Source organism: Nocardia sp. NPDC055053 (genome assembly GCF_053608285.1).
In genome coordinates this window covers 158,660-183,757 of sequence record NZ_JBSGVD010000001.1, presented here as the reverse complement: position 1 = coordinate 183,757, position 25,098 = coordinate 158,660, and the positions used below count along the sequence as shown (strand labels likewise).

Annotated in this window: 19 protein-coding genes; 11 read left to right on the top strand and 8 right to left on the bottom strand. The window is 69.4% G+C overall.

Annotation, left to right across the window (positions count from 1 at the left end; all coding sequences use genetic code 11):
- Positions 1 to 300: 300 nt before the first annotated feature.
- Positions 301 to 1,038: an acyltransferase gene (locus ACWF82_RS00780; RefSeq protein ID WP_452496985.1), complete on the bottom strand. Its 738-nt coding sequence runs from the start codon at positions 1,036 to 1,038 to the stop codon at positions 301 to 303.
- A 143-nt stretch (positions 1,039 to 1,181) separates the two neighbouring features.
- Here ACWF82_RS00780 and ACWF82_RS00775 point away from each other — a divergent pair, with 143 nt between their 5' ends.
- Entirely contained in the window at positions 1,182 to 2,474 is a 1,293-nt protein-coding gene (locus tag ACWF82_RS00775) for an outer membrane protein assembly factor BamB family protein (RefSeq protein ID WP_452496610.1), read from the top strand.
- Positions 2,475 to 2,481: 7 nt separating this feature from the next.
- On the opposite strand, the gene ACWF82_RS00770 is transcribed toward ACWF82_RS00775, so the two are convergent.
- Complete coding sequence (locus ACWF82_RS00770) at positions 2,482 to 3,459, bottom strand: polysaccharide deacetylase family protein (protein ID WP_452496608.1); 978 nt, start codon at positions 3,457 to 3,459, stop codon at positions 2,482 to 2,484.
- Between the two features lie 189 nt (positions 3,460 to 3,648).
- On the opposite strand from ACWF82_RS00770, the gene ACWF82_RS00765 reads away from it, so the two are divergent.
- Entirely contained in the window at positions 3,649 to 4,944 is a 1,296-nt protein-coding gene (locus ACWF82_RS00765; protein WP_452496606.1) for a putative glycoside hydrolase, read from the top strand.
- Between the two features lie 108 nt (positions 4,945 to 5,052).
- On the opposite strand, the gene ACWF82_RS00760 is transcribed toward ACWF82_RS00765, so the two are convergent.
- From ACWF82_RS00760 to ACWF82_RS00745, 4 genes are all read right to left on the bottom strand, one after another.
- On the bottom strand, positions 5,053 to 5,415 hold the full coding sequence (locus ACWF82_RS00760) for an STAS/SEC14 domain-containing protein (protein ID WP_452496604.1): 363 nt from the start codon (positions 5,413 to 5,415) through the stop codon (positions 5,053 to 5,055).
- A 102-nt stretch (positions 5,416 to 5,517) separates the two neighbouring features.
- Positions 5,518 to 6,771, bottom strand: coding sequence for a glycosyltransferase family 4 protein (locus ACWF82_RS00755; RefSeq protein ID WP_452496602.1), 1,254 nt, complete (start codon positions 6,769 to 6,771; stop codon positions 5,518 to 5,520).
- Complete coding sequence (locus ACWF82_RS00750; RefSeq protein WP_452496600.1) at positions 6,768 to 8,297, bottom strand: 1,4-alpha-glucan branching protein domain-containing protein; 1,530 nt, start codon at positions 8,295 to 8,297, stop codon at positions 6,768 to 6,770. Before ACWF82_RS00750 ends, ACWF82_RS00755 begins: the two co-directional genes overlap by 4 nt.
- Positions 8,294 to 9,082, bottom strand: coding sequence for a methyltransferase domain-containing protein (locus tag ACWF82_RS00745; protein WP_452496598.1), 789 nt, complete (start codon positions 9,080 to 9,082; stop codon positions 8,294 to 8,296). The genes ACWF82_RS00750 and ACWF82_RS00745 overlap by 4 nt, the downstream gene beginning before the upstream one ends.
- Positions 9,083 to 9,271: 189 nt before the next feature.
- Here ACWF82_RS00745 and ACWF82_RS00740 point away from each other — a divergent pair, with 189 nt between their 5' ends.
- The 3 genes from ACWF82_RS00740 (at position 9,272) to ACWF82_RS00730 (ending at position 11,939) form a co-directional block, all read left to right on the top strand.
- Positions 9,272 to 10,057: an electron transfer flavoprotein subunit beta/FixA family protein gene (locus tag ACWF82_RS00740; protein ID WP_189027240.1), complete on the top strand. Its 786-nt coding sequence runs from the start codon at positions 9,272 to 9,274 to the stop codon at positions 10,055 to 10,057.
- Between the two features lie 37 nt (positions 10,058 to 10,094).
- Positions 10,095 to 11,051 (top strand): electron transfer flavoprotein subunit alpha/FixB family protein, encoded by a 957-nt coding sequence (locus ACWF82_RS00735; RefSeq protein ID WP_452496596.1) that lies wholly within the window; start codon positions 10,095 to 10,097, stop codon positions 11,049 to 11,051.
- A gap of 237 nt (positions 11,052 to 11,288) precedes the next feature.
- Positions 11,289 to 11,939, top strand: a complete 651-nt coding sequence (locus ACWF82_RS00730; protein ID WP_452496595.1) for an ankyrin repeat domain-containing protein — start codon at positions 11,289 to 11,291, stop codon at positions 11,937 to 11,939.
- A gap of 72 nt (positions 11,940 to 12,011) precedes the next feature.
- On the opposite strand, the gene ACWF82_RS00725 is transcribed toward ACWF82_RS00730, so the two are convergent.
- Positions 12,012 to 12,476, bottom strand: coding sequence for a GNAT family N-acetyltransferase (locus ACWF82_RS00725; protein ID WP_452496593.1), 465 nt, complete (start codon positions 12,474 to 12,476; stop codon positions 12,012 to 12,014).
- Between the two features lie 76 nt (positions 12,477 to 12,552).
- Between ACWF82_RS00725 and ACWF82_RS00720 the strand changes: the two genes are divergently transcribed.
- Entirely contained in the window at positions 12,553 to 13,518 is a 966-nt protein-coding gene (locus ACWF82_RS00720) for an aminoglycoside phosphotransferase family protein (protein ID WP_452496983.1), read from the top strand.
- Between the two features lie 23 nt (positions 13,519 to 13,541).
- Positions 13,542 to 14,090: a hypothetical protein gene (locus ACWF82_RS00715; protein ID WP_452496591.1), complete on the top strand. Its 549-nt coding sequence runs from the start codon at positions 13,542 to 13,544 to the stop codon at positions 14,088 to 14,090.
- 43 nt (positions 14,091 to 14,133) lie between these two features.
- Here the strand turns inward: ACWF82_RS00715 and ACWF82_RS00710 are convergent, their stop codons facing one another.
- Positions 14,134 to 14,988 (bottom strand): LysR family transcriptional regulator, encoded by an 855-nt coding sequence (locus ACWF82_RS00710; protein WP_379305246.1) that lies wholly within the window; start codon positions 14,986 to 14,988, stop codon positions 14,134 to 14,136.
- A gap of 134 nt (positions 14,989 to 15,122) precedes the next feature.
- On the opposite strand from ACWF82_RS00710, the gene ACWF82_RS00705 reads away from it, so the two are divergent.
- The 4 genes from ACWF82_RS00705 (at position 15,123) to ACWF82_RS00690 (ending at position 24,983) form a co-directional block, all read left to right on the top strand.
- Positions 15,123 to 16,403, top strand: a complete 1,281-nt coding sequence (locus ACWF82_RS00705; protein ID WP_452496589.1) for an NAD(P)/FAD-dependent oxidoreductase — start codon at positions 15,123 to 15,125, stop codon at positions 16,401 to 16,403.
- Positions 16,404 to 16,660: 257 nt separating this feature from the next.
- Positions 16,661 to 17,479 (top strand): GNAT family N-acetyltransferase, encoded by an 819-nt coding sequence (locus tag ACWF82_RS00700; protein WP_452496587.1) that lies wholly within the window; start codon positions 16,661 to 16,663, stop codon positions 17,477 to 17,479.
- Between the two features lie 4 nt (positions 17,480 to 17,483).
- Positions 17,484 to 18,431 (top strand): lysophospholipid acyltransferase family protein, encoded by a 948-nt coding sequence (locus ACWF82_RS00695; RefSeq protein WP_452496586.1) that lies wholly within the window; start codon positions 17,484 to 17,486, stop codon positions 18,429 to 18,431.
- A gap of 441 nt (positions 18,432 to 18,872) precedes the next feature.
- A complete protein-coding gene (locus ACWF82_RS00690) occupies positions 18,873 to 24,983 on the top strand; it encodes an amino acid adenylation domain-containing protein (protein ID WP_452496584.1) in 6,111 nt (2,036 codons plus the stop codon).
- The last annotated feature ends 115 nt before the right edge of the window (positions 24,984 to 25,098 follow it).

The following is a 25,098-nucleotide window of genomic DNA, read 5'->3' as shown; positions in this document are numbered from 1 at the left end:
CGGCAGGCTCGACCGGAACAGGGGCCAGCTCGGAGACCGCGACAGGGGTAGGGGCTTCGGAGGGTGCCGCAGTAGCAATAGTTGACCCGAGGGCGATCATCGGTGTGAGCGCCACAGCTGCTGCGGCTGCGCGAATTCTATTCTTGGTCATGATGGTTCCTTCGGTGGGAATGCGGGAAACTCACGCGAACGAAGGATCCCGCAAGATCGACACCGATAATTGTTCTCGTGGTACCAGTGGAAAACCATCATCCCCGGGGTTGAAACCCCTCATCCCTCGGCCGCGCAGCCGCGAAGTGATTACGCCTGCGCCGCGGCGTTCTTCTTCCGCTCGATGTCGGCCAGCGCGGCCATGTAGGCGGCCCGCTCCTCGGCGGTGGCGTCCCAGGCGACCTTGCGGTTCTTGACGACCTTGGCCGGGGCGCCGACGGCGATGCTGTAGTCGGGGATGTCCCCCCGGACCACCGCGTGCGCACCCAGCACACACCCACGGCCGACGCGGGTATCGCGCAGCACGGTCACCTTGGCGGCGATCCAGGTGTCGGGACCGATCCGGACGGGGCTCTTCACGATGCCCTGGTCCTTGATGGGCAGGGTGATGTCGTCCATCTTGTGGTCGAAGTCGCAGATGTAGCACCAGTCGGCGACCAGCGTGGACTCGCCGATCTCGATGTCGAGGTAGGTGTTGACGACATTGTCCTTGCCGAAGACCACCTTGTCGCCGATGCGCAGCGAGCCCTCGTGGCAGCGGATGGCGTTGCCGTCACCGATGTGCACCCAGCGGCCGATCTCCATGCGGGCGAATTCCGGGGTCGCGTGGATCTCCACATTGCGGCCGAGGAACACCATGCCGCGCAGCACGATGTGCGGGTTGGTCAGCCGGAACTTGGCCAGCCGGTAGTACCGCACCAGGTACCAGGGGGTGTAGGCGCGGTTGGCGAGCACCCAGCGCAGCGAGTCCCTGGTCAGAAAACGCGCCTGCTGCGGATCGCGGCGGCGTGAACCACGCCAGCGCGCGCTCAGCGGCGCGCCCCACATGCTCGTCACGAACTACTCTCCCGTCGTGATCGCACCGGGCCTGCCCCGGGGATTCGGTCATCGGTAACACAGAGTACTTTCGGAGCGCACGTGTACCGTGCGGTACCCCGATCATCGGCTCGATAAAACAGGGAGATCAGCAGGTGCGAACTCGGACTCGCGTCGCGGCCTCGCTCGCTGCCGCCGGTGTGGTGGCGTTGGCAGGCTGCGGCACCGACGTGGACGACATCACGGTCGGCAGCGGAAAGGGTTGGCCCGCGGCCTATCACGACGGCCGCAACGGTGGTGCGAGCCCGGTGACCGGCGCGGAGTCGATGTCGCTGAACTGGTCGCGCCCGGTGGGCGGCCCGATCGCCCAGCCGTTGACGATCGGCCCCGAGGGCCAGATATTCGTGACGACGAGCACGGGCAACTGCGCGATCTTCTCCTATCAGATGCGTACCGGACGCAAGCGCTTCTGCAACCCGCTCGGCCCGTCGACGATCGAGGCGCCGACCGTGGTCGACAGCGTCAGCAACGTCTACGTCGGTGACGACGGCGCGGTGAACTCCTTCAACTACCTCGGTCAGCCGCGCTGGCGCACGCCGGTGGCCGGCGTGCCGGTGGCGATCCAGTTCACCGGTGACGGCAAACTGCTGACGGTGACCCAGTCCGGTCAGGTCGACGTCCTGAGCCGCCAGACCGGCGGTCGCGAGGTGCCGACGCTGCAGCTGCTCGGCGAGCCCGACTTCCTGACACTGCCCGGCCTGACCCGCCCGGCCTCCGGCGACGGTCTCGACGACTGCCGGATCGGCGGCCCACGCTGCGCGGTCGCCAACACCACCGCCGTCGACCCCGAATCGGGCAGGTTCTTCGTCACCGTGTGGGAGCCCGGCAAGTCCGTCGCCTCGCTGCGCGCGATGCGCTACGCCGACGGCAAGGTCGCCCAGGAGTGGAGCGCCGACATGCTCACCGGCGGCAGCGCCACCAGCCCGACCCTGTCCGGCGACGGCGCGACCGTCTACGTCGGCGACAACAGCGGCCGCCTGATCGCCGTGAACACCGAGGACGGCAGCACCCGCTGGACCCACGCCCTCGGCTGGACACCCAGCCGCGGCATCTCCCTGGTCGACGACCTGATCATCCCCGCGGGCGACGACGGCTACCTGATGGCCCTGCACGACCGTGGCGACCGCGCCGAGCTCGCGTGGGAACGCAAAGACCTCGCCCTGCGCGGCACCCCCGCCCAGACCGCGGGCGGCATCGGCTACACCGTCGCCGCCATCGGCGCGGGCCTCAGCCTGATCACCTTCGACACCACCACGGGCAACACCGTCGACTCCGACGTCCTGCCCGCCGCCACCGGCACCACCACCGGCACCTCCGTCGGGCCGGAAGGCGAGGTTGTCGTCGCCACCCGCGTCGGCGAGATCTTCACCTTCACACCCGACGCCTGACCTGGCATCAGTACGGGTTGGTCCGGTCCGACCAGCGCCCACCGAGATCCGCCGTGAGATGCCGGGGGAAGGAGATGCGCGCCGGGTCGCCGTCGGCGGTGTAGCGATGTTGCGGATTGGCGGCCAGCCAGTCCAGCCAATGGGCCGAATCGAACGGAACGGCACCCCGGCCCGATCGGATGCGCGGCACGCCGCCGGGGTCGACCGCGCCGTACGGTGCGGGGGCGGGGTTCGAGCCCACCAGCATCACAGCGTCGAAGCGGTAGGGGGTGCCGTCCCAGCTGCCCGCGGCGGCCAGCGCCTGGTCGCGGGGATAGACGCCGAGCGGTAGCGCCATGGTGCGCACAGTGACCCCCGGCGCGGCCGCGGTCACCGCGCGCACGTTCTGCACCAGTTCGCGTTGTACGCCGTCGGTGTCCAGGCTCGCCAAGTGGGCGTGACTTGCCGTATGCGCGCCGATTTCGTGGCCCTGGGCGACGAGCCAGGGCAAGGCGCGCGGGTCGCCGCCGAAGGGCTCGTTGTTGACGTAGAAAGTGGCGACAGGACGGAAGTCGGGGTAGCGGGAGCCGAACTCGGCGAGGATGCCAGCGGCGCTGTCCGGGGCCACGGCGCCGGTGTCGGTGAAGGCGAGCTGGCTGTCGGTCGAGTCGTCGAAGGTCAGCACAACCGGATGGGTGCCCGCGGGCAGGTCGAGGTCGCCGGAGATGCATTGCGCGGCCGTCACCGGGCGGTAGCCCTCGCGGTAGAGGCGTTCCAGTTCGTCCCGGAACTCCGCCGGGGTCTGGTCGTATTCGCCGGCCGGGTTCGCCGCGAGTTGGTGATACATCAGGACCGGAACGAATCCCAGTTCGTTGGCGGCGATCTCGGCCGGATTCGGCGGTGACGATTCCGCTGTCGTCGCGGGCTCGGCGGGTTGTCCGGCCGGAGCCGGTGCGCCCTCTGCCGTGCAGGCGGTGAGCGCCGCGGCCAGCAAGAGTGTGGACACGCGGTGGAATGTCGGGTTCGATCTGCGTCCCATCGCGATAATGTAACGCGGCGGCAAAGCTTTTCCCGTGTTCTTTCGATACCCCGGCAGTTCGCATCGGACGTGCGAAATAGTGGGCCTGAACGGTAGCGGAAGGTGGTGTGGGCGTTGGGATTGTGGATCCAGTCGGTTGATCGGCGGCGATTGGCGATGATCGCCGTAGTTGCTGTCCTCGCGCTGGTGGTGGTCGCGCTGCTGGCCGGATTCGCGTTGAGCAGATCCGCGGGACTTGCGGCCGCGGACACCGTCGCGCCGACCCTGCAGGTGACACCACCCGATCCGGTGCGCTCCTATCGCGAGCCGGTCATGCTGCGCGGCAACGCCATCGACGCCGTGCGCGTGTCCATCGGCGAGGAATCGGTGACTCCCGGTCCGGACGGGGCCTTCGAGATCTCCGTGCCGTGGGCTCCCGCCGTCGAGGTCGTGGCGGCGGACGCCGCGGGCAATCAGAGCAGCAGCACCGTCGTCACGGCGCGCACGCTGCCGCGGATGCGGGCCGTGCACGTCACCGCGCACGCCTGGTCGCACGAGGGCCTGCGCGAAGCCGTGCTCGATCTCGCTCGCGAAGGCCGCATCGATACCGTGCAGCTCGACATCAAGGACGAGGACGGCGTCGTCGGCTACGACTCCCAGGTTGCCCTCGCCCGCGAATCCGGTGCTGTCGCTTCGATATACGATGCGCCCGCCGCCCTGCGGCAATTGCACGACCTCGGCCTGCAGGTAGTCGGCCGCATTGTCGCGTTCCGCGATCCCACCGTGGCCGCCTGGGCCTGGCACAACGGCCGACCCGATTGGGTTGTCCAGAATCCGTCCGGGCAGCCCTATTCCAGTCACTACGGCCCGATCGCCTTCACCAATGTCGCCCATCCCGACGTGCGCCGATACAACATCGACCTCGCGGTGGAGGCCGCACAGCTCGGCTTCGACGGCATCATGTACGACTACGTCCGCCGCCCGGACGGCAGCCTGTCCAGTATGAAGTTCACCGGCCTCACCGAGACTCCCAGCGCCGCGGTCGCGGAATTCCTCGCCCAGAGTCGCTACCCGGTGCACCTCGCCGGAGCGCATCTGAGCGCCGCGGTCTACGGAATCGCCTCCACCCGCCCGGACGAGATCGCCCAGGACATCCCGCTCATGGCCCGCAGCGTCGATTTCGTCGCGCCCATGCTCTATCCGTCGCATTGGAATTCCGGTGAGTACGGCGTCGCCAACCCCAACGCACAGCCCTACGACATCATCTTCCGCTCGCTGCAGGACTTCCAGAAGAGCACGGCGGGCACCGGCGCCACAGTGATTCCGTGGCTCCAGGACTTCAGCCTCGGCGTGGCCTACGGCGACGCCGAGTTGCGCGCCCAGATCGACGCCACCCGAGACGCGGGCATCGACAGCTTCTTCCTCTGGAACGCCGCGACCCGCTATCACGGCGGTGGCATCCACCCCGCATGAAGAAGCACACCACCTGACGCAGGCTCAGCGCACCCACGCGATGGTGTCACGGGTGCTGCCACGACCTCACCCGTCGAGTGCCGGCCGGGAACCACGCTGAGCTAACTCTCACGCCACCCAGGCGATGGCATCGCTCTCGTTCGCGACGGGGAAGACTCGGACCTCCGCGGGGATGAGGAAGCCGAACAAATGGACGGCTTCGCCAAGTGCCTTGTGGTCGGTGACCAGGGCGAAGCGGCCCCAGGCGCCGCGGGGGACGCGGATGAGTTTCAGGTCCTGCCACATCGCGTCGAGGGAGTAGCGGTCGAAGTCGGGGCCGAGCACGTAGACGAGGTTGATCGGCTGCTGGTGTTCGAGGGCCGCGTCGATCGCGGGGTCGAGGACGGTGGTGTAGTCCTCGGCGGTGACGGTTCCGGAGGCGCGAAGGCCGATGGTCGCGGCGGGCAGGTGGGGGATCTGCTGCAGGGGCATGGGGCGACAGTAGGGCCGGGTGGTCGCCTCGGCGTCATGCGTTGTGGGTGAAGTCGAGCTCGGCGCGCGACCTGTCGGAGGTCGCGCGTCGAGAAGCGTCCACTACTTCGGATCGCGTTCCGGCAGCGGCCGTTCCACGATGTCGGGACGGCCGAGCGAGGTGCGCACGCGGCGTTTGGCGGCCGAGTAGACCTGGGCGGTCTCCGCGGCGACCACGTCCCAGGCGAAGTCGGCGGTGAGGCGTTCGCGGGCGTTGTAGGCGCGGTCCTGGGCGGTCGCCGGGTCGTCGAGGACGGCGCGGGCCGCGTCGACGAGGCCGTCCACGTCGGCCGGTTCGAAGGAGGCTCCGGTGACACCGTCGATGACGGCCTCGCCGAGTCCGCCCGCGGTGGAGGCGATCAGCGGGACACCGGCGGCGGCGGCTTCCAGCGCCACGATGCCGAACGGCTCGTACCGGCTCGGCAGTACGATGGCGTCCGCGCCGTGCAGCCAGCCGAGCAGTTCCTCGTGCCCGAGGCTGCCGGCGAAATGCACGGCCCGCGCGACGCGATGCACGCGGGCGCGTTCACGCAGCCAGTCGAACTGGGTGCCGACACCGGCCACGGTCAAGGTGGTGCCGGGATGCGCGCGGCGGATGCGGGGCAGCGCCGCGATCGCGTCCTGCACGCCCTTCTCGTATTCGAGCCTGCCCACATACAGCAGCTTCGGCGGGCCGGAGCGCGGTGCGCGCGGACGGAAGGTCCACGCGCCGACGTCGATGCCGTTGCGGATCACCGTGATCGGCGAGAGTTCGGGCCCGTAGAGCCGCTCCACCTCGTCCTGCATGGACGTCGAGCAGGTGATGAGCTGATCGGCCTCGTTGGTCAGCCACCACTCGACCGAGTGCACCTGCTTGTTGACCCGTCCCGACACCCAGCCGCTGTGGCGACCGGCCTCGGTGGCGTGGATGGTCGCCACGAGCGGCACGTCGTAGTACTCGGCCAGAGCGATCGACGGGTGCGCGACGAGCCAGTCGTGCGCGTGCACCACATCCGGCGTCCAGCCCTCGCCGACGCCGGGCTTGCCGAGCGCCACACCGGCGCGGACCATCGCGTGCCCCATCGCCAGGGTCCAGGCGAGCATGTCCTCGCCGAAGTCGAAGCACGGCGGGTCCTCGGCCACCGCGACGACGAGCACGCCGTCGGCGATGTAGGAGTGCGTGGGGTGGGTGATCGAGTCGGTACCCGTCGGCCTGCGCGCCAGCACAACGACCTCGTGACCGGCCGCGGCCAGCTCGACGGCCAGGTGATGGACGTGCCGGCCGAGCCCGCCGACCACGACCGGCGGGTACTCCCACGACACCATCAAAATCTTCATGCGAATCCTTCTGGGGCGGCCGACGGGACAGCGGTCGGCAACCGCCGCGCGTCCAGACCTGGGAAGAATCCGTCGGCCGCGTTCCATCCTGCCGCGAGACGGGCCGCTTTGGCGAACTGGCCGGCCCCGATGGCCTCGGCGAGTTCGCGCACCGCGTGCGCGTGCTGGTGTGCCCGGTCGCGGGCGTAACCCGCCGCGGAGTCCTTGCTGACCATGAACGCCCAGTCGCTGGAGACCGTCAGAATGGCCTCGCGCAGCAACTGGTCGGCGACCGGATCACGCAGCGAGCCGTCGCGGCGGACCTTGTCGAGGGTGTCCAGTGCCAGCCGGACGACGTCGGCGTTGAGCTCGACGAGGTCGGCGACCTGGTCGCCCGCCCACACCCGCCAGTCCTTGCCCGAACCCCACGACGAGTCGTTGAGCTGCACAGGTTCGCCGACATACCCGTTGTCGCGGGCGTCGGCGAGGGTGCCGACGTTCACGCCGGCCTCGGGCAGCGCGCGCAGCACCTGCTCGAGCCATTCGGGACCCTCGTGCCACCAGTGACCGAACAGCTCGGTGTCGAACGCGGCCACCACGAGGGCAGGTCGGCCGATCCGCTCGGACTCCTCGATCAGCCTGCTGCGCACGGTCTCCACGAAGTCGGCGACGTCGCGGGTGATGGCGCCCGCCGCGAGTTCGGGATCGTAAGGGGCCTTGTCAGGACCGGCGACGGTTTTGCCGGTCACCCGCGACGGCTTGAGGCCCGTCGCGTGGTCGTAGTGATGGAAATCGCGGTACGCGCTCTGCCCCGGATAGCCCTGTTTCGGTGACCACACCCGGTAGCTCACCTGAAGATCGCGCCCGAACGCGAGCACATCGGCGTCGCGGACGGGCCTGCCGAGGGTGGTATCGCCCCGCAGAGACGGCCCGTCGACCATGAAATGCGTCACACCGGCGGCGTCGTAGTTCCGCTCCATACCGGGGGTGTAGCCGCATTCGGGTGCCCAGATACCGGTCGGCGTCGTGCCCCAGCGCAGCCGCGCGTCGGCCAGCCCCTCGCTGAGCTGGAACTGGCGCAGTCGCTCGTCGAGCAGCGGTTGGAACGGATGGGCCAGCGGACCGCCGAGCAGCTCGATCGCGTCCGCGTCGATGAGTGAACGCCACACCGGCGCGCTGCCGTGCCGCCAGTCCCGTTCGAATTCGGCCAAAGCCGTTGCGGCGAGCCGATGTTCGTGCCGGCCCAGCGCCACATTGCCCGACATCGACGCCTCGTCGGCGCGCAACTGCCAGTTGCCCAGCCAGTGATGCATGCCCGCCAGGCAGTGCGGATCGTCGAGCTGGGCGGCGAGCACCGGGGTGATGCCCAGGCTCAGCAGACGCGTACGGCCCTCGGCCGCAAGGTTTTTCAGTACCCGCACCACGGGCAGGTAGGACGCGGCCCAGGACTGGTAGAGCCATTCCTCGCCGACCGGCCAGCGCCCGTGATGGGCCAGCCAGGGCAGGTGGGAATGCAGGACGAGCGTGAACTGGCCTGGAACGTTCAACGCCTTGCCTTTTCGGCGATCGCCACCAGGTCCAGGCTCGCGTCGATATCGCCCGCGCGCAGATCGAAATCGTCGATGGTGACGGCGGCGACGTCGGCGGTGAGATCGGCGGGCCACGGCTCACCGGCCAGCGCGCGCTCGATCTGGGCGTCGATGAACGACCCACCGTGCTTGGCGTCCAACGCTTTCAGGCTCGCGCCGTGGTGCACGCCGAGCATCTCGGCGACCGTGAAACCGGCCTCGGCCAGCAGTTCGGTGAGCTCGGCGGCGTTGAGTTCGCGGGTGTGGAACGGGTTGAGCGGGGTGTCGCGGCCGGGGGAGAAGGTGATCCGGTTCGGGGTGCTGATCAGCAGCTGCCCGCCGGGACGCAGCACGCGCAGGCACTCGCGCAGGAACTGCGCCTGGTCCCACAGATGCTCGATGACCTGGAAATTCACGACGACATCGACGGATTCGTCCTCCAGCGGCAGCTCGGCGAGGTTGCCCTGGATCATCTCGACGCGCGGGTAGCGCGCGCGCACGTGCGCGACGGCGCCCTCGTCGTAGTCGACACCGACGACACGCGCGGCAACGCCGGCGATCATGTCGGCGCCGTAGCCCTCGCCCGAACCCGCCTCGAGCACGGTCTTGCCGGTGCAACGGTCGAGCAGCCGGGCGTAGGCGATCTCGTGCCGACGGAACCAGTAGTTCTCCTCGGCGATGCCGGGCACGGTCCGCTCACCGGTCAACGGCAGTGGTTCATGTGTGGCGGCCACGGGTGCGGCAGGGATCACAGCCTCGCTCATTTGTCCGACGTTACTGGTACCGCCGGTCCTTGCTGGATTCAGGGACCGGATGGGAACCTCTTGCGCATGTAGGTTACCCACGAGTAACTTAGCGTAGGGTAATGTTCCGCTCTGAGCCACTCACGGACGTACGGCCCAGCTCGTGCGGCCACCACACACGTGTACCCAGAAGGAGGTCGACGAAGACCGATGCCGAACATCGTCGTACTCATCAAGCAGGTCCCCGACACCTGGTCCGAGCGCAAGCTGACCGATGGTGACTACACCCTCGACCGCGAGGCCGCCGACGCCGTCCTCGACGAGATCAACGAGCGCGCCGTCGAGGAAGCGCTGCTGATCAAGGAAGCCCAGGGCGGCGAGGTCACCGTGCTGGCCGCCGGTCCGGATCGCGCCACCGAGGCCATCCGCAAGGCGCTGTCCATGGGTGCCGACAAGGCCATCCACATCAACGACCCGGCGATCCACGGCTCCGACGCCGTGCAGACCGCGTGGGTGCTGGCCGGTGCGCTGGGCCAGGTCGAGGGCGTCGAGCTGGTCATCGCCGGCAACGAGGCCACCGACGGTCGCGCCGGCGCCGTTCCCGCGATCATCGCCGAGTACCTGGGCATCCCGCAGCTGACGCACCTGCGCAAGCTGACCGTCGACGGCGACAAGATCACCGGCGAGCGCGAGACCGACGAGGGCGTCTTCAAGCTCGAGGCGTCCCTGCCCGCGATCGTCTCGGTCACCGAGAAGATCAACGAGCCGCGCTTCCCGTCCTTCAAGGGCATCATGGCCGCGAAGAAGAAGGAAGTTCAGGTCTTCACCCTGGCCGATCTGGGCATCGACCCGTCGACCGTGGGCGTCGCCAACGCAGGCACCCAGGTCACCGGCTCCACCCCGAAGCCCGCCCGCACCGCGGGCGAGAAGATCGCGGACGAGGGCGAGGGCGGCAACCAGATCGCCACCTACCTCATCGGTCAGAAGATCATCTGATCCGGCCCCGTCCGAGACTTCGAAGGAGAAAGAACTAATGGCTGAAGTACTTGTGCTCATCGAGCACGCCGACGGTGCCGTGAAGAAGATCAGCACCGAACTGCTCACCGCCGCCCGCACCCTGGGCGAGCCCGCCGCCGTCGTGACCGGCCCGGCCGGTACCGCCGACAAGCTGGCCGCCGCGCTGGCCGCCGCGGGCGCCGAGAAGATCTACGTCGCCGAGTCCGACGACATCGAGGGCTTCCTGGTCACCCCGAAGGTCGACGTGCTGGCCGGTCTGGTCGAGTCCGCCTCGCCCGCCGCCGTGCTGGTCGCCGCCACCGCCGAGGGCAAGGAGGTGTCGGGCCGCCTCGCCGCGCGCATCGGCTCCGGCCTGCTCGTCGACGTCATCGGCGTCAACGCCGACGGCTCGGCCGTGCACTCCATCTTCGGTGGCGCGTTCACCGTCGAGGCCAAGGCCACCGGCGATGTGCCGGTGATCTCGATCCGTCCGGGCGCCATCGAGGCGGCCCCGCAGGCCGGTGCAGGCGAGCAGGTCGTCGTCGAGGTTCCGGCCCAGGAAGACGGCGTCGTCAAGGTCGTCTCGCGTGAGCCGATCGTCGGCGGCGACCGTCCGGAGCTGACCGAGGCGGGCATCGTCGTCTCCGGTGGCCGTGGTGTCGGTTCCGCCGACAACTTCGCGGTCGTCGAGGCGCTGGCCGACTCGCTCGGTGCCGCCGTCGGCGCCTCGCGTGCCGCCGTCGACTCGGGCTACTACCCGGGCCAGTTCCAGGTCGGTCAGACCGGTAAGACGGTCTCCCCGCAGCTCTACATCGCCCTCGGCATCTCCGGCGCCATCCAGCACCGCGCCGGCATGCAGACCTCGAAGACCATCGTCGCGGTCAACAAGGACGAAGAGGCTCCCATCTTCGAGATCGCCGACTACGGCATCGTGGGCGACCTGTTCAACGTCGCCCCGCAGCTGACCGAGGCCGTGAAGTCCCACAAGGGCTGATCCGCCTCTCCGCGAATTCTTGCGGGCCGGTGGTGGGGCGCTTGCGTCGCGCTCCCGGCTCGCGGGATTCGGTGGTCGGGTCGGTTCGTACCCTGTGAGTTACCCTCGGCTCGCGAAATCTGTCGTCGCGTAAGCGCAGACAGGCTTCGCGAGCCGTTGTGTGTTCGACGCTGTGCCTCTCCCAGCCGGAGTACCGGCAGCCCTCACGACTGTCGATCGCCTGGATATGCTGCGGTCGTGGAGATTCTGTGGTGGGGCTGGTATCGGCGAAAGTTCTTCAGCGAGTCCGGGATAGCAGCGCGGGACCAGCTCGCCGACGCGGCACGAGCCGGGGATTGGGATGTCGTGATCGACGTCGCCGGGCGGGACCGCACGATCAATACGACCCGGGTCGGCGGTAGTTCGGGATTTGCGCCCTTGCACCAGGCGGCGTGGCATGGAGCGCCGACGGCTGTCGTCGAACGGTTGCTCGAGTTGGGCGGCTGGCGAACCCTGCGGACCGCAGACGGTGACACCGCCGCCGAGATCGCGGCCGCGCGGGGAAACGACCAGCTGTCCGGGCTCCTCGCGCCCCGCCTGATCCGTGAGGTCGACGCGACCGTGCTGGCCCAGCTCGAATGCCAGCTACACGCGGTGATCTTGGGTCGCGTGCTCGACCTCTGTCAGGAGTGTGGCTTCCGGCCGCCACCGCTGACTCCGCTGCTCGAATACCCCGGCGCGAAGATGTGGGCGGCGATCCCCGGCATGTACGGTGGCTTCGCGATCGAACTCGACGCCGATACCGACGAACTGGACGTGTCGAGTTGGTGCCGGGTGGCCGGCGGCTCGGGTGAACGGCACCGAATTCGTGCGGACGGGTTCGAACTCGTCGAGAAGGGGTTCGTTTAGGCGAGCGCTGGTGCCCGGCGTGGCAGTGGTCGGGTGACGGCAGTGCCGATCGAGGTGCCGCCGCCGGGTCGGTTAGAGGTTGGCGGGGGTGTTCACCGGGCCGCCGAGGACCATCCACTTCTCGGGGTCGGTGAGGGGTTCGAAGCCGAACTTCTCGTAGAGGTCGTGGGCGTCGTGGGTGGCGAGCATGACGCGGCGCAGGCCGTACGGGGCCAGGTGGTCGCGGACCGCGGCGATCAAGGCGACGCCGACGCCTTTACCACGCACCGCGCGATCCACGTAGACATCGCACAGCCAGGCGAAGGTGGCCTGGTCGGTCACCACCCGCGCGTAGGCGACCTGCTCGCCCGAAACACGGTCGTATACCCCGAAATTGAGTGATTCCGCGATCGCGCGGTCCTGCAGCTCGCGGGTTCTGCCCATGGCCCAGTACGAGTCGGTGGACAGCCAGGTGTGTACCCGCGCGGCGTCGATGCGGGCGGTTTCGGTGGAGACCTCGTAACCGGCGGGGAGTTCGGGGAGGGGCGTCTCGGTCATCCGGGCAGGATTCCAGGCTGGGTACGGGCTGTCGAGCGGGTTTCACGATGCGTGGCAGGGTGGGTGCGTGACGACTATGCCGATCGAGGTGCCGCCGGAGGTCGAGGAGACGGTGCGGGAGGTGTTCGGGGCCGTGGGGGAGCGGTGGCTCGATGACCTGACCGGGCTGGTGGAAAAGCTGTGTGGGGCTTGGGAGTTGACGGTGATCGGCCCCGCGTTCGAGGGTGGGACGCATGCGTTCGTCGCGCCGGTGCGGCGCGGGGACGGGGTGGTGGCGGTGCTCAAGGTGCCGGTGGTCGACGAGGAGAACATCGCGGAGGCGACCGGGTTGTACTGCTACGGCGGGGACGGGGCCGTCGCGTTGTACCGGTTCGATGCCGACAGTGGCGCGATGCTGATGGAGTGGGCGCGGCCGGGGGAGCCGTTGCTCGAGCAGCCGGGGTTTCCGAGCCTGGAGGGCAGGCCGGAGAACGCGGATCGGGTTCGCTTGGCGTGCAAGCTACTTCGCCGGTTGCGGCGCGAGCCGGTCGACGTTCCCGGGGACTATCCGACACTGCCGACCGCGACCGACCTGGTCGCGCAGTGGACAGCACAGCTTCAGCAGCCGGAACCCGAACTCGCCGAGGTCCTTCCGGAGTACCTACGCGAGCGGGCACTCGCCCGGTGCGCCGACCTCGCCGTCCCGGCGGGACCCCTGCTCGTCGTGAATCGCGACACCCACCTCGGCAATATCGTTGCCGCCGAACGCGAGCCGTGGCTGCTCATCGACCCGAAGCCCTACCTCGGCGAAGCCGCCTTCGACGCCGGCTTCCTGATCATGATCCAGGTCCAGTCCACACCGACTCCCGAGCACGCCCGCGCCGTCGTCGAAACCACCGCCCGGGAACTCGACATTCCCACCGACCGAGCAAGCGCATGGGCCTTCTTCCGGGCGATCGAGGAGATCATCTGGTCGGTCGAGGACGAAGACGAAGAATCCCTGCCCCTCCACCTGGCCGTCGCACACGCACTGGCCGGGGAGCGGGGGAACACCGGCGGGTAACCTGCGGTCCGCGAACGGCAACAGTGAGGAGTGGTCGTGATCTACAGCGGCGCTTCGAACAGGAGGCCGATGTCGTCGCGCAGCTGGACCATCCGGGCATTGTCGGTGTGTTCGACCGCGGTAGCGACGTACCCCGGCTCACCGTGACCAGGCCCGATCTGCCGCCCGCGGTCGACTCCGTGATCGCGCGCGCCATGGCCAAGCGGCGGGACGAGAGATTCAGCAGCGCAACGGAATTCACCGTTGCGATCCGGGATGTGCTGGAGGGCAGGCATATCGCCGCGCCCACCGTGTGGCAGCCGGAATACGCCGTGCCGGTAGTTGATCCACGGGTACTGCCGATGGCGCACGGCAATCCGTGGCAGCGGGCGCCGCTCGGTCCTGAGCCGCCCAAGGGCGCGGCGATCTTCGTCGGTAGTGGCGCTGTCTTGATGCTGTGTGCGCGCACTGCTGGTCGGGTCATGTCCATCATCACAGCGGTTCTGGCGGCGGCGCTGGTCGCCTGTGCGGCGTCGCCGTCGACCGGACGCTGGCTCCGCTACCGCACCGCGCTGCGCACCCAGCGGCGGTAATCGAGCGCCCCGTTGCACGCCGACCCGCGTCGGATCGTTGTGCTCAGCGCCTGCGGAGCGCCTGGAGCAGTGTGTGGACAATCGGGTTCTGCCTGGCCTCCTCGCGCAGCACCGCCGAAACCGGGATGCGCAGCCGGTGGTCGGTGAGGTCGAGGGTGAGCAGCCCCTTGGTGGGGCCCTCGTAGAGGATCGTCCAGGACTCGGGGCGGTTGAGCAGTTCCATGGTTGCGGTGTGGTCCGGGGGGATCGGCGGGCCGAAGGTGGGGCCGGTGGGCAGGTCCGCGAAGGCCGAGCGGATCAGCGTGTGCAGCAGGACTTGCTCCTGCTCGGGCGGCAGGAGCAGGGGATAGGGGCTGAGGTCGGCGAGAGTGACGGCGCCGCGTCCGGCCAGCGGATGACTGCTGGAGATGGCGATCACCAGGTCTTCCACCCACAGCTGCTCGACCGCAAGGCCGGGCTGGTCCACGCTGCCGCGGATCAGCGCCAGATCGCAGTCGCCGTCGGCCACGGCATTGATTCGCTGGCGGAACGGTTTGATGACGTACTCGATCTCCGCGTCGGGGTGTACCGCGCGGGCGGCGGCGATCGCCGAGAGCGAGGGGGCTGCGAAGGACATGTTCGCGGCCAGGCGAACGCGCGGGCCGGTGGTGCGTACAGCTGCGCGGATCGCCGATTCCAGGCTCAGCATCTGCTTGGCAAGGGGGAGCAGGCGCAGGGTCGCGTCGGTGGGGACGACGGCGCGGGTCGTGCGCTCGAACAGTTGCGCGCCGAGGTCACGTTCGAGTCTCGCGATCTGGTGGCTGATCGCGGATTGGGAGATGAAGCAGCGGCTCGCGGCGCGGCTGAAACTGAGCTCCTCGCACACCGCCACGAAGTACGCCAACTGGCGAAGTTCCACCAGGTACCTCCTATTTATTAGTTATACAGATAAGAGTCATCTTCAGTATGCGCCCAAACACCGGAAACATCTGCGTTCCGCATCGCGTTTACTCATATGAAAGGACTCGTTACCCGATCTTGGAGCGCGCGATCATGGAACACACAGATGTCGTCATCGTCGGTTCGGGCTTCGGCGGACTCGCCGCTGCCAAGCAACTGAGCAAGTCACGAATCAGCTACGTCCTGATCTCGAGCACGCCCGAGCACCTTTTCCAGCCGCTGCTCTACCAGGTGGCGACCGGGGTGCTCGCGCCGGAGGAGATCGCCCCGCCGATCAAGAACGTACTGCGCCGTCACCCCGAGGCCGACGTCCGGCTCGGCAAGGTGACCGGTATCGATGCCGACGCCGCCGTCCTCACCTACGAGACCGCCGAGGGTACCCGTCAGATCAGCTATGGCTCGCTGATCGCCGCCACCGGCGCCAGCCAGAGCTACTTCGGCCGCGACGACTTCGCCGACAAGACCTTCTCGCTCAAGACCATCGACGACGCCCAGCGCCTGCGCGACCAGATCGCCTCGGTCTTCGCCGCGGCCGAGAACGCCGACGAGGCGACCCGGCGCAGGCTGCTCAGCTTCGTCGTCGTCGGCGCTGGCGCGACCGGCGTCGAGGTGGCGGGCCAGATCAAGGAGCTCGCCAAGCGGCACTTCCACCAGGAGGTCTCGGTGACCCTGGTCGAGGGCGCGAACGCGGTGCTGCCGCCCTTCGGCGGCGGGCTCTCGGAGTACGCGAAGCGCTCGCTCACCGGCAGCGGCGTCGAGGTGCTGCTCGGCACCTTCGTCACCGATATCGACGAGGGCAAGGTGACGGTCAAGGACGCCGAGGGCATCGAGCGCGGCATCGCCGCCGAGACCGTGGTGTGGTCGGCCGGTGTGCAGGCGGGCGGATTCGCGGCACTGCTGGCCGAGGCCACCGGCGCCGAGACCGATCGCGCGGGCAGGCTGCTGATCAACCCCGACCTGACCGTCGGCGGCCACGCCGACATCTACGCCATCGGCGACATGACCTCGCTCAACGGCTACCCCGGCCAGTCGCCGGTCGCCATGCAGGAGGGCCGTCACGCCGCCGACATCATCCGGCGCAAGAAGGACGCAGGCACGCCGTTCGTCTACTGGGACAAGGGCAGCATGGCGGTGATCAGCCGCTTCAGCGCCGTCGTGAAGCTCAACGACCGGATCACCTTCCGCGGCACCATCGCCTGGGGGATGTGGCTGGCCGTGCACCTGATGTATCTGGTCGGCTTCCGCAACCGCTTCGCCGCGGTCGCGTCGTGGCTGGTCGCCTTCATCGGCACCGCCCGCCCCGGCTTCGACGAGGCCGAGCGGACCGAGCAGGTCGTCGAGACCGCGGGCGAGCACGTTCGCTCGGCTGCCTGACAGACCACGATCGGCCCGCCGTACGACGGCGGGCCGAGCTGCGTTCCGAACCGTCGGATTGCGAGCCGCCAGGGCGGGCTCCGCGGCCGGAGCGAGGCCCGAAACAGGACTCTTCGGCTAGAAACCCGCAGGTGGGCGAACGATAAGCAGCGCATCGGTGAACGCGCGGTGTGATGGGAGTCTCGTTCACCGAACGGGCATCGACACGACACCGATGTGTCGCCCCGATGCCAGCTCGGGCTGGCTTCATCAGCGGTATGACAATTTCGTCCGTGTTGACCGCGCCGGCGCCGGACTCCGGGGTGGGGAAGTCTCGGTACTCTCTGGTCGTCGCGTCCGATGCCGAGCACAGGGAAGCCGCCCAGCGGCTCCGATTCCAGGTCTTCGCCTCCGAACCCGGGTTCCGGATACCCGACAACGGGACCGGCCTCGACGCCGACCGGTTCGACGAGCACTGCGACCACCTGCTGGTCCGGGACGAGTTCACCGAGCAGTTCGTCGGCTGCTACCGGATGTTGCCGCCGGACAAGGTGAGCGCCGCGGGCGGGTACTACACGGCGACCGAATTCGATCTCACCCAACTCGACCCGACCGGTCACCGCATCGTCGAGATGGGCAGGGCCTGTGTGGTGCCCGACCACCGCAACGGCTCGGTGCTCACCCTGATGTGGGCGGGCATCCTGCACTACATCCAGCTCACCGGTTACGACTGGGTGATGGGCTGTGTCTCGGTGCCGATGCAGGACAGTCCCCAAGACCCGGCCGGTGTGAACGTGCGCGGCGTGCGCGACATGCTGCTGGGCCGCCACGCGTGCGACCCCGAGCGCCGCGTGCACCCGTACCGCCCGGTCGTCGTCGACGGACTGTCCCTCGACGAGCTGACCCCGCCGAGCCGCCCCAAGCTGCCACCGCTGTTGCGCGGGTACCTGCGCCTCGGTGCCGAGATCTGCGGCGAACCGGCGCACGACCCCGACTTCGCGGTCGCCGACTTCGTCGCCCTGCTCGGCATGGAAACCATCAACACCCGGTATCTGGAGCGGCTGCAGAGCGCGGCCGCCAATTTAGACGGGAAGTAAAGCCATGGTGTTCGACGCGCCGCCCGCCACACACTCGCACTCGTGGATGCCGTCGAGCCCCTGTGGGTCTCGCTGCATCGAACCGATCGACGAGGTCGGTACCGCCAGGATGGTCGCCCGGCTGGCCGGCGTGATCGGACTCGTCCTCAGCTTCCCGGTGCTGACCGCGGCGACCCCGAAGTCGCGGCGCGAGAACCTGCAGCGCCGCTACGCCCGTGCCGCACTCGGTTGCCTGGGGATGCGGCTGCGCATCGTCGACAACCGTGCCGGCGGCCAAGCGTCGACGGCCGGGTTCGCCGACCCCGGCACCGCCGTCATGGTCGTGACCGGCCACATCGGGTGGGCCGACGTGGTCTCGCTGGCCGCGGTGCAGCCGGTCAGCTTCGTCGCCAGGGCCGACATGGTCGACTGGCCGGTGCTGGGCAAGCTCGCGCAGCTCACCCGGGTGATCCCGATCGAGCGGGCGCGGCTGCGTGAACTGCCGGGTGTGGTCGGCCAGGTCGCGCGACGGCTCGCCGAGGGCAACCGGATCGCCGTCTTCCCGGAGGGAACCACCTGGTGTGGCCGGGCCTACGGTTCGATGCGGCCCGCCATGTTCCAGGCCGCGATCGATACGGCGACCCCGGTCCAGCCGGTCCGGCTGCGCTACCTCGACCGGCACGGCGTGCCGTGCACGGTGCCCGGTTTCGTCGGCGAGGACACCTTCGCCGATTCGGCCAAGCGGGTGCTGCGCAGCAAGGGCATGGTCGCCGAGATCGTGCTCGAGCCGCTCGAGTATCCCGGACTCGACCGCCGCGATCTGGCTCGCCGCTGCGAGGCCGCCGTGCGCGGCACCGACCGCTCGCGCCACGGCGTGCTCGACACCGAGTGGATCGAAGCGGGGAACACGCGCGTGCAAGATCCGTCGGCCGATCGGCGGGTACCGGAACCAGCGTCCGCTACTGCCTGGTAACTCCGCTCGAATCCGACCGTCCGCTACCGGAGATCGCGTTCGCGGTCTCCGGTAGCGGCGTTTCCCGAAGGTGGATAGCGGAAGATTCGCAGGTCCAGCCTGGTGCGGGATTCGACGCGAAATGTGAAACGGCCATGTCCGGCTTGGGGTCGATTAAGCTGCGTATTGCCTGCATATGACCTGGGTTACATACCGGACGGTTGCCCTATACCCAGTTTCTCCGAACTGAAACCCCTAAATTGCCGCTGTACCAAAATTGATGAGATATTTGCGGTACCGTCACGCAGGAATTTCCCGATACCCCGGTGTAGCCGAGAGTCTGGGCGACGTTCGAGCAGTGCGATCGCAGGGGTGATCGATGGTGAAGGGAAGCACATACCGGTGACTGAGCAAGCTTCTGGCGTCCGCTCTTCCGCCGCAAGGCGGGGCCGTCGAGCGCCGGTGTCGACGTTGCCTCGCCTGCTGATGGCCGCCGTGGAGCGCGCCCCCGAGGCACCCGCGGTGAGCTTCGCCGGGCAGACCGTCACCTACGCCGAACTCGACCAGCAGTCCTCCCAGCTGGCCAGGGTGCTGATCGGTCGCGGCGTCGGCCCCGGCGAGCGGGTCGTCCTTGCGCTGACCCGATCATTCGACGCGATCGTGGCACTGTGGGCCGTCGCCAAGACCGGCGCCGCGTTCGTGCCCGTCGACCCGCGCTACCCGGCCGAACGCGTCGCGCACATGCTCGCCGACTCCGGCGCCGGATTCGGCCTTGCCCTGGCCGCCGACGCGGCCCGGCTCGACGCGGGACTGCGGTGGCTGGCACTGGATTCCGTCGAGTGCCGCGAGGAACTGGCCGCGGCCCCGGACGCGCCGGTGTCGGCCGCCGACCGCACCCGCAGGATGTTCGGCGCCGACATCGCCTACATCATCTACACCTCCGGATCGACCGGCGTCCCCAAGGGCGTCGCCGTCACCCACGCCGGCCTGGCCGGGCTGTGCGCCGAGCAGATCCGCCGCTTCGGCATCACCGGCGCGGCCCGCACCCTGCACTTCGCCTCGCCCAGCTTCGACGCCAGCATCCTCGAACTGCTCCTTGCCATCGGCGCCAGCTCGACCATGGTGATCGCCCCGCCCGACATCTACGGCGGCGACGAGCTGACCGAACTGCTGCGCGCCGAGCGGGTGACCCATGCCTTCATCACCCCCGCCGCGCTCGCCGGTGTCGACGGGTCGGGCCTGCCGGAGCTGGCCGCCATCGTCGTCGGTGGCGAGGCCTGCCCGCCGGAACTGATCGCGCGCTGGTCGCCCGGCCGCAACTTCTACAACCTCTACGGCCCGACCGAGACCACCGTCGCGGCCTCGATCAGCGATCCGCTGGCCCCCGGCGACCTGATCACCATCGGCGGGCCGATTCCCGGCATGTCGGCGCTGGTCCTCGATGCGCGCCTGCGGCCGGTGCCGGATCGCGTCCCTGGTGAGCTGTACCTGGCCGGACCTGGCCTTGCCCGCGGCTATCACGAGCGCTCCGGGCTGACCGCGACCCGCTTCGTCGCCGACCCGGTCACCGGCGGCAGGCTCTACCGCACCGGTGACCTGGTGAAATGGGAAATCACCGCCGACGGCGAACCCCAGCTGACCTTCCTCGGCCGCACCGATGCCCAGGTCAAGCTGCGCGGTTTCCGCATCGAACTGGGCGAGATCGACGCCGTTCTCACCTCCGACGACTCCGTCCGCTTCGCGACCACACTCGTGCGCACCCTGCCCAGCGGTGTCGAGGCGATCGTGGCGTATGTGGTGCCCGCGGCGGGCGCCACGGTGGACTCGGCCGCGCTGACGCGCCTGGCCGAGCAGCGGCTGCCACAGCACGCCGTCCCGGCCGCCATCGTGCCGATCGAGCGCCTGCCACTGACCCCGGTCGGCAAGCTCGACTACCGGGCACTGCCCGAACCGGAACTCACCGCCCGCGCCTTCGCGGCGCCGCGCACCGGCACCGAGGAAGCCGTGGCCGCGGTCTTCGCCGAGCTGCTCGGCGCCGACTCGATCGGCCGCGACGACGACTTCTTCGCCCTCGGCGGCAACTCCCTGCTCGCCACCCAGCTGGCCGGTCGCCTCGGCGCGGTCACCGGGATGCGGGTGCCCGCCCGGACGGTCTTCGAACACGGCACGGTGGCCGACCTCGCCGCCGCACTCGACGCGCTGGTCGGTGACGCGGCGGTGCGGGTGCCGCTGACCCGGCGCGAACGCGGTGAGCGGGTGCCGCTCTCGCTCGCCCAGCAGCGCATGTGGTTCATGGCGCGCCTCGACCCCGGTTCCAGCGCGTACAACATCCCGGTCGCGCTGCGCCTGTCCGGCCCGCTCGACGCCGTCGCGCTCACCGCCGCACTCGACGATGTGCTCGAACGGCACGAGGTCCTGCGCACGGTCTACCCCGAGCACGACGGCCAGGGCTACCAGCGCGTGCTGCCGGTCGCCGAGGCCGGACTCGACGTGGCCGTCGCCGCGATCGCCGAGGCCGACCTGCGGATGGAGCTGGCCAGGCTGACCTTCGGCGGCTTCGACGTCTGCGCGCGAGTCCCCGTGCGCGCCGCGTTGTTCCAGCTCTCCGAATCCGAGCACGTGCTGGCCGTGGTGGTACACCACATCGCCACCGACGGTTTCTCCCTCGGCCCGCTCACCCGCGACCTGATGACCGCCTACGTCGCCAGGACCGAGGGCGCCGCGCCGGACTGGGCGCCGCTGCCGGTGCAATACGCCGACTACACCCTGTGGCAGCAGGAAATGCTCGGCGCCGCCGAGGATTCCGGCTCGCTGCTGGCCAGACAGCTCGGCTACTGGCGCGGCGAGCTCGCTGGCACCCCGACCCTGCTGGAGTTGCCGACGGACCGCCCGCGTCCGCCGGTCGCGGGCAGTCGCGGCGCCGCGCACCACTTCGCGCTCGAACCCGCCCTGCATCAGGCGCTGGAAGTTCTCGCGCGCGAACACAATGCCTCGCTGTTCATGGTGGTGCGGGCGGCGCTGTCGGTGCTGCTGGCGCGCGTCGCCGGTACCGACGACGTCACCGTCGGCGCCCCCGTCGCCGGACGCGGTGAGCCCGAACTCGACGACCTGGTCGGCATGTTCGTCAACACCGTGGTGCTGCGCACCCGCGTCGACGCCGCCGAATCCTTCGCCGCCCTGCTGGATCGGGTCCGCGAGACCGACCTGGCCGCCTTCGCCAACGCGGACGTGCCGTTCGAACGCCTTGTCGCCGAACTGGATCCGCCGCGCACCCAGGCACATCACCCGCTCTACCAGGTGGCGCTGTCCTTCCAGAACTTCGGCGGCGCCCGGCTGGAACTGCCCGATCTGGTGGTGTCCGCGGTCGATCTCGGTGACGAGGTCGCACCGGTCGACCTGCAGCTGACCGTCGTCCCGCACGAGGACGACAACGGCCCCGCCGGGCTGCGCTGCTCCTGGCGCTACGCCACCGACCTGTTCGACGAGTCGACGATGGACACCCTGGGCCGGCGCCTGGCCGGGCTGCTGAGCGCGGCCGTCGCCGCACCGCACCGGCCGGTCGGCGATCTGCCGCTGCTGACCGAGGCCGAGCGCAGCGCGCCGTCCGGCGACGTGCGGTTGGTCCCCGACCCGACCCTGCTCGACGAATTCCGCGCGCAGGCACTGCGGCGTCCCGACGCGCCAGCGGTCACCTTCGCCGAGTCGACCCTCACCTACGGCGAACTCGCGGGCCGGGTCAACCGGCTGGCCCGGCTGCTCGTCGCCACCGGCGTCGGCCCCGGCGCCACCGTCGGCGTCGCGATCCGGCCGTCGATCGACCTGGTCGTCGCCATGTACGCGGTGTTCGCGGCGGGCGGCGCCTACGTGCCGATCGACCCGGACTCGCCGGTCGAACGCCGCGCCGACATCCTGTCCGCCGCGCGCCCGGTCTGCGTGCTGACCACCACGGCCGACGCCATCGAGGTCGACGGGCTGCCGGTCGTCTCGGTCGATCTGGTCGCGAATTCCGGTGCGCTGTCGGCCTTCTCGGACGCCTGGCTGACCGATGCCGACCGGCTGCGGCCATTGCGCACGCTGGACCTGGCGTACGTCATCTTCACCTCCGGCTCGACCGGCAAGCCCAAGGGCGTCGGTGTGCCGCACTCGGCCATCGTCAACCACGCGGCGTTCATGGTCGGCGAATACGGGGTGGGGGACAACGACACTGTCCTGCAGTCGATTCCGTGGACCTTCGACGCCTCGATGATCGGTTTCGCGACCCCGCTGCGGGCGGGCGCGCACATGATCGTGGCCGCCGCGCACGGTCTCACCGATCCGGCCTACCTGGCCGATCTCATTGCCAGGCACCGGGTTACCGGCACCACCATCGTGCCGTCGGTGCTCCAGATGTTGCTCGAGGCCGCGCCGGCGGGCTCCCTGCGCTCGGTGCGTGCGGTGTGGGTCGGCGGTGAGGCATTGCCCACCGCGACGATCGCCCGCTTCACCACCGCCACCGCGGGCAGACTGCACAACCTGTACGGACCCACCGAGGCCACGGTGTCCATCACCGCCGCCGATGTGACCGAGATCGGCGACGGGATCGTCCCGATCGGCAAGCCGCACTGGAACTCTCGCGCCTATGTCCTCGACGCCCGGCTGCAGCCGGTGCCCGTCGGCACGCCGGGCGAGCTGTATCTGGCCGGCGCGCAGCTGGCCCGCGGCTACCTCGGGAGCCCGGACAAGACGACCGAACGCTTCGTCGCCGACCCGTACGGTCCCGTCGGCGAGCGCATGTACCGCACCGGTGACCTCGTCCGCAGACTGCCCTCCGGTGACCTGACCTACCTGGGCCGCACCGACGTTCAGCTCAAACTGCACGGCCTGCGCATCGAACCCGGCGAGATCGAGGCCGCGCTGCGCACGCACCCGGCCGTCGCGGGCGCCGCGGTGGCGGTGCACCACGAACAGCTCGTCGGCTACGTCATCCCGGCGGCCGACCGGACCGTCGACGTCGCCGATGTGCAGGCTGCGATCCGAACCCTGTTGCCGCCATACATGATTCCGCACCGGCTGCTGGTACTCGACGAGTTCCCGCTCGGCGCGACCGGCAAGCTCGACCGCAAGGCGCTGCCAGCGCCCGCCGTGGAGATCCGCGAATACCAGGCCCCCGTCACCGTGGACGAGCAGGTCGTGGCCGAGGTGTTCGCGCAGGTCCTCGATCTCGACCGGGTCGGCCGCGACGACGACTTCTTCGTCCTCGGCGGTACGTCGCTGTCGGCGATCCGGGTCCGCGCCGCACTCGCCGAACGCCTCGACATCGAGGTGCCGCTGCGCCTGCTGTTCAGCTATCCGCTGGTCAGCGACCTGGCTTTGGCCGTGCGCGACGAGTCGTCGGCCTCGGCCGCCGGTCCCGACCCGGCCGTCGACGCGATTCTGGATCCCGCGATCGACCTCACCGGCTGCGCACCCCAGCGCGCCGGCGATCCCGCCACGATCCTGCTCACCGGCGCCACCGGCTTCCTCGGCAGCTTCCTGCTGCGCGAACTGCTCGAGCAGACCGGCGCCACCATCCACTGCCTGGTCCGTGCCACCGACGACGCGAGCGCGGTGGACCGGGTCGTCGCGACCGCCGCGAAGTACAGCATCGACGTGACCCCGTACCGCGACCGGATCGTCGGCGTGCCAGGCGATCTCGCGCGCCCGAACCTCGGCATCGACCCGTTGCGCTTCGCCGAGCTGGCCGCCCGGATCGACGCCGTCTATCACAACGGCGCGCTGGTCAACCACCTCGAGCCGTACGGCCGGATGCGCGACGCCAATGTCGGCGGCACCACCGAGGTGCTGCGCCTGGCAACCACCACCCGGGTCAAGCCGATCCATTACGTTTCGACGCTGTCCGTGCTGGCCGGTATCCCGCAGGACAGTGGTGTCCCGGGCGGTCTGCCCGGTTACGCGATGACCAAGTGGGTGGCCGAGCAGCTGGTGCACACCGCGATCGAGCGCGGAATCCCCGTCGCCGTCTACCGTCCCGGCCTGATCACCGGCGCCTCCAGCACCGGCGTCGCACCGGCCGAGGACGCGTGGTGGACCATGCTGCGGGCCATGCTGGTGCTCGGCGTCGCGGTCGACGTGCGGGCGATCGGTGTCGAGATGGCGCCGGTCGACCATGTCGCTGCGGGCATCGTCCGCCAGTCCCGCGACGCCTCCTCGATCGGCAACATCTACCGGGCGGCGGGTGCGCAGGTGCCGCTGCAGGTGGTCTACGAGGAAATCGTGCGGCGCGAGTACCAGTTCGACTTCATCGACCCGATGGAATTCGGCCTGGTGCTGACCAGGGCCGCCGAACGCGTGGACGCGGACCCGATCCTGGCTCGCGCTTCCGCACTCAGCGGCAACTACGCCGCCGCCATCGCGCAGGCGACCCCGGCGACGGTCCTGAGTGCGGTCGAATCAGCGGCCCCCGCGGAGCCCTACCGCGGCCTGCCGATCGAATTCCCGGCGGTCGACGCGGCCGTCATCAGCCGCTACTTCGATCACTACATCGAGGTCGGTTTCTTCCCGGCTCCTGGTGCCGGGCAGCTCACCCCGGCGTGAGGTGTCCCGCGGGAGCCGTGCTGCCGCGGGACGCGTCGAACCGTTTCACATCCATCCACCCTGTGGTTCCGAATCAGATTCGAAGAAGTCTCTCTTCCGCAGCTTTGGATAGGAA